The sequence below is a fragment of the Longimicrobium sp. genome (assembly GCF_035474595.1).
Classification (GTDB): domain Bacteria; phylum Gemmatimonadota; class Gemmatimonadetes; order Longimicrobiales; family Longimicrobiaceae; genus Longimicrobium.
Genome location: NZ_DATIND010000141.1, coordinates 16,451 through 27,099 on the forward strand (window position 1 = coordinate 16,451; position 10,649 = coordinate 27,099).

The window sequence follows — 10,649 nt, forward strand, 5'->3', positions numbered from 1 at the left end:
CCTCTCCCTGGCTGTCCGGCGCGACTCCCGTCGCGTCGCCGGACAGCCTGTCCCTCCCCCAAAACTGCCTGGGGGAGGGACGGGGCTTTGGCGCGCCCTGCCAGATCGGGCGCACTTTCCAGGGTTCGGTGTGCCGGGTGCCAGAGGAGGCGAGCCACAGCCGGAGGCCAGTCCCGCAGGGACTTTGTGCGGTTGTTGCCGCGAATTCATTCGCCTCTTCCAGCCCGGCCCGGAGGCGCGCGTGAAGCCCGCGCCGTTCGAGTACCACCGCCCTGACACGGTGGAGGAGGCGCTGGCGCTGCTGGCGCAGCACGGGTGGGAGGCGAAGCTGCTGGCCGGCGGGCAGAGCCTGGTGCCGGCGATGAACTTCCGCCTCTCCGCGCCGGGCGTGCTCATCGACCTGAACCGCATCCTGGGGCTGGACTCCATCCGCGAGGTGGATGGCGCCCTGCGCATCGGGGCGATGGTGCGGCAGCGGGTGGCGGAGCGCAGCGAACTGATCGCCCGCGCGGCGCCGCTGGTGGCCGAGGCGCTCCCCTTCGTGGCCCACCCGCAGATCCGCAACCGCGGCACGATGGGCGGCAGCATCGCGCACGCGGACCCGGCGGCGGAGCTCCCCGCGGTGATGCTGGCGCTGGGCGCGCGCTTCCACCTGCGCGGCCCCGGCGGCATGCGCGCGCTGGCGGCGGACGAGTTCTTCACCGGCCTGTTCGCGACCGCGCTGGAGCACGACGAGATGCTGGGGGAGATCGAGATTCCCGCGCCCGCGGCGCGCCCCGGCTGGGCGTTCATGGAGATCAGCCGCCGCCACGGGGATTTCGGGCTCGCCGGCCTGGCCATGAGCGTGTCGGTGGATGAGGACGGGAAGTGCGACGCCGCCCGCATCGCGCTCCTGGGCGTGGGCGAGGGCCCGGTCCTGGCGCGCGGCGCCGCGGACGCCCTCATCGGCGCCGCGCCGGGCGACGACGCGTTCGCCGCCGCGGCCGAGGCTGCCCGCGCGGAGATCGACCCGCCCGCGGACATCCACGCGTCGTCCGACTACCGGCGGCACCTGGTGGGCGTGCTGGTGGCGCGCGCGCTGCCGGTGGCGTTCGCGCGGGCGGCTGCGGGCGGCCGAGGTTGAGGAGGCGAATGAATTCGCGGCAACAACAGCACAAAGTCCCTGCGGGACTGCGGCCGCGACATCGGCGCGTCCGCGGCATCGCGCCCTCTCCGGCCGGCTTAGGTTAGGCCGTCCACCTCTCCCGTACCGGGAGAGGTAGCTGGATGGCATCGGTGCCTGACGGCGAGGCTGGTGTGAGCCGGAGCGTGCGAGGGGCGCGGATGCTGGATGGCCACCCTCTCCCGGGCCGGGAGAGGGTCGCGCCCTCCGGCGCGGGGTGAGGGCGGCGCGGGGGACGCGGACGCGCACCCGCGTGAGGGATGCGCGCCCGGAGGGCCGGGAACGCGGCGGCCCGTCGCGCCCGAAGCCGTATCCGCACCGAAAGTTGCGGGCCGCCGCGGGCCCGGCGCGGTTGGCAACAGTCGTATCGTTGCCTACCGCGCGCGCAGCCCGTTTTGGCGCCTGAGCGCCAAACACGCCCAGATCCTGCGGTTGAAGTTGAAGTCGAAGTTCAGGACGGAAGTCCAGCACTCATCACCCCTGTCCATCCGGAGCACGATGAAGGTCTACGATCTGTCGCAGCCGCTGAACGAGCAGGCGCCGTTCTGGCCCTACTACCCGCCGTTCGAGGTGAAGTACATCAAGCGCAAGGCCGAGCACGGCGTGAACGCGCAGTACATCCAGACGTCCAACCACATGGGCACGCACCTGGACGCGCCGCGCCACTTCGTGACCGGCGGGATGACCATCGACCAGATCCCCATGGAGTGGCTCTGCGGCCCCGGCGTGATCGTGGACCTGACCGGCGAGATGGACGAGCTGGCCCTGTACACGCCGAAGATGATCGAGGACCGCGTGGAGGTGCGCAACGGCGACCTGCTGATCCTGCACACCGGCTGGCACCGCTTCGCGCAGTGGGGAAGCACGCCCGACGAGGAGAAGTACATCCACATGCATCCCGGCGCGCACCCCGACATGGTGCCGTGGCTGCTGGAGAAGCAGATCCACATCTGGGGCGTGGACGTGGTCAGCACCGACCACCCGATGGACCTGCCCATCGGCCGCTTCCTGGGCAAGGGGATGCACGGCCACTGCGACCGCGTCCGCGCCGCGGCAGAGGCCAAGTTCGGCGGCGCCGAGGCCGTGGCGAAGCTGTTCCCCGACGAGGACTACCAGCTCACGCACAACCGGCTGTTCGGGCACAACTGCATGCACATCGAGAACCTGGGCGGCGACATCAGCGCCCCGGAGCTGCAGAACCGGCGGCTCGTGATCGGCTGCTTCCCCTGGAAGTTCCAGGGCGGCGAGGCGGCGTTCGCGCGCGTGGTGGCGTTCGACGGGGAGTGGCCGGCGAACCCGTAATGCGATGGTGAGTGGCGGACGCGGCCGGGGTTCTGCTGCGTTCGCCACGGGTATCCTGAAGCTAACTCAAGATTTTGAGCTCACTCCCAGTATTTGTGACCCTATGAGCGATACCTCTCCCCTCTTTGTGAGCGCCAGTGAATTACTTGCTCACGCCATAGAACTATACACAGATGGTAAGGACCGCAAAAATAAATTCGTGATTCTTCACTTGGCGAATGCGATAGAGCTAATCCTCAAAGACCGCGTGATCGACACGGGAGCTAGTATTTACAAAGGCCAGAGTACCGTAACAATCACCATTTGGGATGCATTTTCGACTCTGGAAAAAGCCGATGTATTTATCCCCGAGCGTCCTATCATTGAACTCCTCGTCGATGATCGCAACACGATTCAACATCGCTTTGGCTTTCCGAATGCAGATGCGGTGTTTTATTACCTGAACGAGGTTCTGAAGTTCTTCCGCAGGTTCCTAAGGACCGAATACGACGTTGATATTGTCGAATTGCTGCGGCTTTATATCAGCGAAGAGGCCATGGAGACCGTGGGATTAATCCGACGAACGGACGAAGTGGTTTCTCTCGACAAACTTTTCGATATCGCTCCTGAATCAGCAGTAATGCAGGCCTTTAGCCTTATTGAGCGGAAAACTTTGGAGAGTCTTGTACCTGACGCTGAGTTACGCCGAAGGTCAGTACGCCTCTGGAGCTCTCGTGAGCTAAGGAGAATTGTGCATGACTTAGTGCAGGGTAAATTCCTGGCACCGGAATCCGAGGTGAGATTCGACCGCCTCCGCGAGTTGCGGAACCGGGCAGCCCACATGGCCCACTTCGATGAGGTAATGTCTCCGGCAGAGTGGCAGGAAGGATTGCTTGCCGGCAAAGAGATTCTTGTGGCGCTCGATAAGGCCATAGAAGCAGGGTTCTTTGCTAACCGGAGCGAGGAAATGATGGCGCTGCTACAGAAGCACAATCATCGACTCGTGGTCGACGATGGCGGAACTCCACCCGCGCCTGTGGCATCGGAACCATCTTAAGGCATCGGGCGGCGTCTCTCCTAACCGGAATTGGTAACCTTGTCCGATGATCCATTCTCCGACGTTGCGGAGTTCGACGACGACGCGGCTTACGATTGGTGGCGCAGCGCGCACCCGGACGGGTTCGTGCTGGCCGTGCGCGCCCGCAAGCCGCCGATGCTGCACCGCGCCGGGTGCCGGGAGATCGATCGCGGCGAGCATCCCGGGCGGCTGAAGGCCAAGGGAAGCCGCCAGGTCTGCGCGGAGATGAAGTCGGCGCTGCGTGCCTGGGCCGCGCGCGAGTTGGAAACGCAGGGATTGATCGAGCGCTGCCCCAAGTGCGGACCCTGAAAATGGAGGGAGGATCTCAATGATGCTCATGAAGAGGATGATACTCGCGCTGGCGTACGTCGCTTGCGCGTGCGGGGCGGCGCGGCCGGTCCGCGCGCAGGCGCCCGCGGACACGGCCGCGCTCGCGCGTGCGACGGCGACGCTGCTCGCCGACTCGGTGCTGGCCCGTAGCGACGACGTCATGATCTGGCAGTTCACCGACGATACGTTCAACTCCGCCGTCGCCGAGAATCTCCGCGACACGCCGCAGATCGGCCGTCCCGCCGCCGATCCCACGCACGCGGTGCACATCGGCATCGAGGCTATGACCATGGACGCGGACTCCGCGCGCGTGCGCGTGAAGACGTGGCAGCAGTACGCAGATTCCGGGTCGCTGGACACCTGGATCGAGCGGCACATCTACGTCTTCCAGCACACGGACGGGGGATGGCGGTACCTCCGCACGGTTTTCCTCGGCCACGCCGATGCCGGGCCGGTGCGCGGCCGGCGGTGACCCGCCCGGCCTTCGCCTGAAGCCACCCCAAAGCAATTGGTGGGCATTTTCGACGAGGTGAACCGGATCTCCGCCGCGGAACAGGCAGTTCCGCGTGATGACGCCGGGCGGGCGGCCGGCTGAAGCGCGCGCCGCCCGATGCGGAGCCGGGCCCCCGCGGAATCCTCCGCCGCTCCACGCACATCCGGAGACGCGATGAAGGCGTACGTCATCACCACCGGCGTGGTGTTCGGGCTGCTCACGGTCGCGCACCTGCTGCGCATCGCCGGCGAGAACCCGCGGCTCGCAGCGGACCCGTTCTACGTCGCCATCACCCTGGCCTCCGCGGCGCTGTGTGTGTGGGCGATGTGGGTGCTGCGGCGCGCGGGTGCCGGCGCCGCGGAATCATCCCGCCAGCCCTGACCCCGACGTGACCCTACCGACGGACGAGCCGGCCGATCCGTCGCACCCGGAGCGCGCCGCCGAGCGCCACCTGGCCGCGCTGGCGGACGAGGGGCGCGCGCGGCAGGCGGCGGCGCTCGCGGAGGAGAAGGCCGAGGCGCGCCGCATCGAGCGGCGGGAGCGGCGCGAGGTGGAGCGGCTGGGGCGCGCCAACATCCGCAACGCGCTGCTGGATTCGCCGCGCCGGTCTGCGCCGCCGCTGCTGACGATCGCCAGCGCCGCGGTGGTTGCGGGGACGGGGCTGCTCCTGTTCGCCGGGGAGCGCGGCTCGCTGCCGGGGCTCGCGCTGATCCTGCTGGTGGTCGCCGGCTACTTCCCCGCGCGGTGGATCGTGGGGAGGCGGCAGGTGCGCGCGGAGGCCGCGTGGCTGCGCGCGCTTCCCTTCCCCGTGCGCGGCTACTTCCGCGTGCTGGGCGGTACCCCGGCCGGGGAGCGCCAGGTGCGGCTGCGCATCCGCTTCCGCGGCGCGGCGCCGGAGCGCCAGGTGCTGGAAGGGCTCCTCGGCCGCGTCCACATCCCCGCCACGGCGCGGCTCACCGGCGGCTCCGGACACACCTGGCGCGCGGAGAGCGGCCCCATCCGCACCGTCATCGTCGACGACGTGGACCCCACGAACCTGTCGGCGCTGAGCTGGATGCGGACCGTGATCGGCGAGGCGCTGATCCCCCTGCACGGGGTGTTTCCGCTCCGCGGCGCCGAGTTCAGCGAGTAGGCCCGTCCGCGCGTCTTCCGGTTCATCTCGCGAGTTCCGGAGATGGCCGGCGCACCGGGATCACCGCTTCTCCCATCGATGATCGAAGACCCCGCGAAACCGGATGCCGGAAGGAGCTCGCGAAACATGAATCCAGCCATCATGGGAGATGCCAACGTCCAGCAGGCGGTGCCGTTCTTCGACGTGACCGACATGGACGCGTCGCTCCGGTTCTACGCCGCCGGATTGGGCTTCGAGGTGACGCGCCGGTGGATCGACGAGGGCAGGCTCCGCTGGTGCTGGCTCCAGCTCGGCGGGGCCGCGCTGATGCTGCAGGAGCGCCGGCCCGGGAGCCCCGCTGGCCGCACGTCGGCTGGCAAGGCGGGCGAGGGCGTTTCGGTCTACTTCATCTGCAGCGACGCCCTGGCGATCCACCGCGAGCTCACCGCCCGCGGCATCGCGGCCGCGCGGAAGCCGTTCGTGGGCAACGGGATGTGGGTGGTGCCGATCGAGGACCCGGACGGCTTCCGCATCTTCTTCGAGAGCCCCACCGACGCGCCGGAAGAAACCGAGCTCTGATATGCGCGACGTTCCGGGTGAAACCGGGCGGCCGCACCGGCGTAGTAATCCCCGCCACCCATCCGTTTCTCCCCGAGGAGCTTCCACCGATGTACCTGCCCCACCTTCGCTCGCGTGGCCCGATCTCCCGCGACCGCTGGCTCACGCTCGCGACGCTCGCCATCGCGGCCGTGGTCGTCGCCGGGCTGCAGTTCACCTCCGCCGCGCTGCTGCCGCCGGGGAAGACTGCGACGATCGGCGGGATCGCGGTCGGCCTCGTCTTCGGAACCGTCGCGTCCTGGTTCGAGCGCAGGCGCGCGGGCGAGGAGTAGCGCGGCGGCAGCACCAGAGGAAACGATGGGGTTACGCAGAAAAGCGGAGGAGCAGAGAGGGTTCTCTGATTCTCCGCTTCTCTGCGTGAACCGGTCTTCTAATACAAATCCGGCGGAAGAATCAGCGCACCTCGCCGAATCACGTGCTGCGGAGATGATAGATCCTTCGGCCTGCAACCTCTTGTGTAGATACTGGTTATGGCGTGGCCGGCCTCAGGATGACGTCCAGTTGGTGCGCCGAGGATGTACGAACTGAATTCCCGGATTCGGTAGACCGGACGCGGGGCCGCGCATCCAGCGCGGCCCCGCTTCGTCATCTCCATCTTCCGCCCGGCCTCAGCTCGACGCGACGGGGTTGCCGTTCTCGTCCACGACCACCAGCGGCATGCCGAGCGCGCGCAGCCCCGGCTCCACCACCTTGCGGTCGCCCACCACCACGATCACCGACTTCTGCGGGTCCAGGTACTTCGCGGCCACGGAGGTAAGGTCGGTGCCGCCCAGCCGCTCGATGTTCTGGGCGTAGCTGTTGTAGAAGTCGGTGGGGATGCCGTTCTGCAGCAGGTCGGCCACGGCGCCCGCCACCTGCGTGACCGTCTCGAAGCGCAGCGGCAGCGACGCGGTGCGGTTGTTCTTGGCGAACGCCAGCTCCTGCGCGGTGATGGCGCGCTCGCCGCGGATGCCGCGCAGCTCGCCCAGCCACTCGGCGATCGCGCTGTCGGTCTTCGCGGCCACGATGTCGGACGAGCCGCGGATGGAGCTCACCTGCGGCGGGCGGCGCCACTGCAGGACCGAGTTGGCGCCGTAGGTGAACGCGTGCCGCTCGCGCAGGTTCGAGTTCAGCCGCGCCCCGCTGACGCCGCCGTACGCGATGTTCATCGCCTCCAGCGCGAAGTAGTCGGGCGTGTCGCGCGAGGGGCCCACCTGGCCGATGTAGACCGTGCTCTGCGGCGAGTTGGGGCGGTCCAGCAGGTAGATGGTGGTGGCCCCCGCCGGCCGCGGCGCGGGCAGGTCGTAGCGCGCCGTCTTCCCCCCCGCGGGCCAGGCGCCGAACACCCGCTCCAGCCGCGCCACCGCCGCGTCCGGGGTGATGTCGCCGACCACCACCAGCTTCACGTTCTGCGGCCGGTACCAGTCCGAGTGGAAGGCCACCAGGTCGGCGCGGGTGATGGCGCCCACCGTCTGGTCGGTGGCCACCCGCGCGTACGGGTGCTGCGCGCCGAAGAGGACGGAGTTGAACAGGTGGTCGGCCAGGAACCCCGGCTGCTCGCGCAGGCGGCGCAGGTTGGCCACCGTGTTGGCCTTGTTGCGCGCCAGCGCCGAGTCGGGGAAGGCCGGGTGCATGAGCATGTCGCCCAGCAGCTCCAGCGACCGGTCCAGGTTCGGCGTGATGGTGGTGAAGCCCTGCGGCGTCACCTGCGTGCCCAGGTCGGCGAAGGCCTCGGCCAGCTGGTCGGCGGTGCGCGTGGTGGTCCCCTCGGCCAGCATCTGCCCCACCAGCCCCGCCAGCCCGGCGCGGTCGGCCGGCTCCAGCAGCGCGCCCGCGTCGATCACCGTGCGCACGGCCACGATGGGGAGCTGGTGATTCTGGATCACGGCCACGGGAATGCCGTTGCGGAGCGTGCGCATCTCCACCGCGGGCAGGCGGAAGGGCGCGGCGGCGGGCGCCACGGGGCGCTTCGAGCGGTCGAGCGGCGTCTGCGCGTGTGCACCGGCGGCCGCGGTCCCGGAGAGGACCGCCGCCACGCAGGCCAGGCGCGCCGCGCGCGTCGTGCGGGTCGTCATCAGTTGCTCCCCGGGGCGGAGGTGGCGGGCGCCGCGGCGGCGGCGGGGGTCACGTTGGTGAAGGGGAGCGAGGGCCTGCTCACCTGGTCCAGCTTGCCGGCGGGCACCATGCTCAGCACCACGCGGCCGCGCCCCAGGTAGCGGCGCGCCACGCGCTGCACGTCGGCCGGCGTTACCGCCTGCTGGCGGGCGATCTCGGTGCGGTAGGAAAGCGGGTCGCCGTCGAACACCTGCCCTTCGGCCAGGGTTTCCGCGCGGGCAAGTCGCTGCTGCAGGCCGGTGATGTTCCCGACGATGGTGTAGTTCTTCACCCGCTGCACCTCGGCGGCGGCCAGCGGCGCCGTCTGCACCGCGGCCACGATGCTGTCGATCACCCCCTCGATCTCGGTGAGCGACGCGTTGGGGCGCGGGGTCACGAAGATCTGGAAGTAGCCGTCGTCCTCGTTGTCGTTCTGCCGGGCGAACACCTGCGTGGCCAGTTGCCGGTCGTACACCAGCACCCTGCGCAGGCGGCTGGTGCGGTCCAGCGTGAGCAGCGTGCCCAGCGACCGCAGCGCGTACACGTCCGGCGAGTGGCGCCCCACGGTGGGCCAGGTGATCTGCAGCTGCGGCAGCCGCGCGCGCGAGTCCTCCAGCACCAGCCGCTTCTCGGCGGCCAGCGTGGTCGGAGCGACGCGCGGGCGCTCGATGGCGGGCCCGCGCGGGATCGTGCCGAAGTAGCGGTCCAGCAACTCGCGCGTGCGCGCCACGTCGATGTCGCCGCTGATGGAGATGGTGGCGTTGCCGGGCGAGTAGTAGGTGCGGAAGAAGTCGCGCACGTCCTCGAGCGACGCCGCCGACAGGTCGCCCATCGACCCGATCACCGGCCACGAATACGGGTTCTGCGAGGGATACAGCGCGGCGATGGTCACCTCGTCGCTCACGCCGAAGGGCTGGTTGTCCACGCGCAGCCGGCGCTCGTTCTTCACGATCTCGCGCTCGGCGTCCAGCCGCTCCTGGTTCAGCCGCGTCAGCAGCGTGGCCATGCGGTCGCTCTCCATCCAGATGGCCGTCTCCAGCTGGTTGCTGGGGAGCATCTCGAAGTAGTTGGTGCGGTCTTCGGTGGTGCTGCCGTTGAAGATGCCGCCCAGCGACTGGATCATGCGGCGGTGCTCGCCGGTGCCGATGTTCTCGCTCCCCTCGAACATCATGTGCTCGAACAGGTGCGCGAAGCCGGTGCGGCCGGGCTTCTCGTTCTTGGACCCCACGTGGTACCACACCGTGAGCGCCACCACCGGCGCCGAGTGGTCCTCGCTGAGCAGCGCCGTCATCCCGTTGGGCAGGGTGTAGCGCACCAGCGGCAGGGTGGGCACGTCGGGCGCGGGTTGTGGCCTCGCGCCGGTTTGCGCCTGCGCCGCGCCTCCGTACAGCAGGCAGGCGGCGAGCAGCGCGCGCTGCGTGGACCGGGCCGTTCGCGTCATGGGCATTCCGGGGTTCAAGGGGTGGGCGATGGGGACGGAAGATGGGGGATGCCGCCGCACGCTTCGAGCCCGGCGGACGCGCGGAGCGTTGCCTTCGGGTCGGAAACGCATGGAGATGCGCATTCATCGGAGCTGGACGGCGTGACTGTGGTAACGTTTTAGCAATCCCGCTTCTTACGGTCAAGAAGCGCGATCTCCCGCTTCGTCGCGCGTTCTCCGGCATCGCGGGATCTCACGCGGAGACGCGGAGACGCGGAGGTGGCGGGGCATGCGCCTCCGCGACTCCGCGTCTCCGCGTGAGGCTTCGGTCGGGGGACGGGGATGAACGATTTGCTTGGAGGCGGCGGGGAAACGTTTTAGGGTGTTGTGCGGAGCGTAGCTGCCGGAACCCACGACCGGAGGGATGCGCGTGCGTATCGGGATCATCGACCTGCTGGGGAAGGAGCCTCCCCGCAACGGCTACTCGCGGCTGATGCGGGCCAACAACACCAGCATCATGCCCCAGGTGGTCGGGGTGTGGTGCCAGGAAGAAGGGCACGAGGTCCACATCGCCTACTACTCCGGCCCCGAGCTGCTGGCCGGCGGGCTGCCGGACGAGCTGGACCTGGTGTTCATCAACGCCTTCTCGCAGGCCGCGCTCCTCGCCTACGCCTTCAGCTCGATGTACCGCGCCGCCGGGACGGTCACGGTGCTCGGCGGTCCCCACTCCCGCTCCTATCCCGAGGACGCGCGCAAGTACTTCGACTACGTGGTGGGCTTCTGCGACCGGGAGCTGCTCCGCGACATCCTGCGCGACTGCTCGCTGCACCGGCCGCTGGGGGTGCACCTCACCGCCGCCGCGCAGCCGCACGAGCTCCCCGGGCTGCGCCAGCGTTGGAAGTTCCTCAAGCCGTCGATGGACCGGGCGAAGGTGCTGAAGCTGGTGCCGCTGCTGGGAAGCCTGGGGTGCCCGTACAAGTGCAGCTTCTGCATCGACGCCGTGGTCCCCTACCAGCCGCTGGAGTACGAAGGGCTGAAGGACGACCTGCGCTTCTTCCAGGAGCTGGACCTTCCCCGCTCCGT

At 69.0% G+C, this 10,649-nt stretch carries 11 protein-coding genes and 1 pseudogene; 10 read left to right on the top strand and 2 right to left on the bottom strand.

Annotated elements, in window-relative coordinates; translation table 11 throughout:
- Positions 1 to 241 precede the first annotated feature (241 nt).
- The 9 genes from VLK66_RS24310 (at position 242) to VLK66_RS24350 (ending at position 6,345) form a co-directional block, all read left to right on the top strand.
- Entirely contained in the window at positions 242 to 1,123 is an 882-nt protein-coding gene (locus VLK66_RS24310) for a xanthine dehydrogenase family protein subunit M (protein ID WP_325312093.1), read from the top strand.
- 537 nt (positions 1,124 to 1,660) lie between these two features.
- Positions 1,661 to 2,464 carry a cyclase family protein gene (locus VLK66_RS24315; protein WP_325312094.1) on the top strand — a complete coding sequence of 268 codons (804 nt, stop codon included), beginning with the start codon at positions 1,661 to 1,663 and terminating at the stop codon, positions 2,462 to 2,464.
- A gap of 103 nt (positions 2,465 to 2,567) precedes the next feature.
- Positions 2,568 to 3,500, top strand: coding sequence for a hypothetical protein (locus VLK66_RS24320; protein WP_325312095.1), 933 nt, complete (start codon positions 2,568 to 2,570; stop codon positions 3,498 to 3,500).
- 39 nt (positions 3,501 to 3,539) lie between these two features.
- The gene (locus VLK66_RS24325) at positions 3,540 to 3,830 is read left to right on the top strand and encodes a hypothetical protein (protein WP_325312096.1); all 291 of its coding nucleotides are present in this window, start codon (positions 3,540 to 3,542) and stop codon (positions 3,828 to 3,830) included.
- 28 nt (positions 3,831 to 3,858) lie between these two features.
- On the top strand, positions 3,859 to 4,323 hold the full coding sequence (locus VLK66_RS24330) for a hypothetical protein (protein WP_325312097.1): 465 nt from the start codon (positions 3,859 to 3,861) through the stop codon (positions 4,321 to 4,323).
- 195 nt (positions 4,324 to 4,518) lie between these two features.
- Complete coding sequence (locus VLK66_RS24335; RefSeq protein ID WP_325312098.1) at positions 4,519 to 4,725, top strand: hypothetical protein; 207 nt, start codon at positions 4,519 to 4,521, stop codon at positions 4,723 to 4,725.
- 7 nt (positions 4,726 to 4,732) lie between these two features.
- The gene (locus tag VLK66_RS24340; protein ID WP_325312099.1) at positions 4,733 to 5,476 is read left to right on the top strand and encodes a hypothetical protein; all 744 of its coding nucleotides are present in this window, start codon (positions 4,733 to 4,735) and stop codon (positions 5,474 to 5,476) included.
- A 126-nt stretch (positions 5,477 to 5,602) separates the two neighbouring features.
- Positions 5,603 to 6,034: a VOC family protein gene (locus VLK66_RS24345; protein WP_325312100.1), complete on the top strand. Its 432-nt coding sequence runs from the start codon at positions 5,603 to 5,605 to the stop codon at positions 6,032 to 6,034.
- Between the two features lie 89 nt (positions 6,035 to 6,123).
- On the top strand, positions 6,124 to 6,345 hold the full coding sequence (locus VLK66_RS24350; protein WP_325312101.1) for a hypothetical protein: 222 nt from the start codon (positions 6,124 to 6,126) through the stop codon (positions 6,343 to 6,345).
- A 336-nt stretch (positions 6,346 to 6,681) separates the two neighbouring features.
- On the opposite strand, the gene VLK66_RS24355 is transcribed toward VLK66_RS24350, so the two are convergent.
- Together VLK66_RS24355 and VLK66_RS24360 are read right to left on the bottom strand one after the other, a co-directional pair.
- A complete protein-coding gene (locus VLK66_RS24355; RefSeq protein WP_325312102.1) occupies positions 6,682 to 8,127 on the bottom strand; it encodes a pitrilysin family protein in 1,446 nt (481 codons plus the stop codon).
- Positions 8,127 to 9,587, bottom strand: a complete 1,461-nt coding sequence (locus VLK66_RS24360; RefSeq protein WP_325312103.1) for a pitrilysin family protein — start codon at positions 9,585 to 9,587, stop codon at positions 8,127 to 8,129. Before VLK66_RS24360 ends, VLK66_RS24355 begins: the two co-directional genes overlap by 1 nt.
- A gap of 403 nt (positions 9,588 to 9,990) precedes the next feature.
- Between VLK66_RS24360 and VLK66_RS24365 the strand changes: the two are divergent.
- Positions 9,991 to 10,649 (top strand): annotated as a pseudogene (locus tag VLK66_RS24365) (radical SAM protein); the annotation flags it as partial.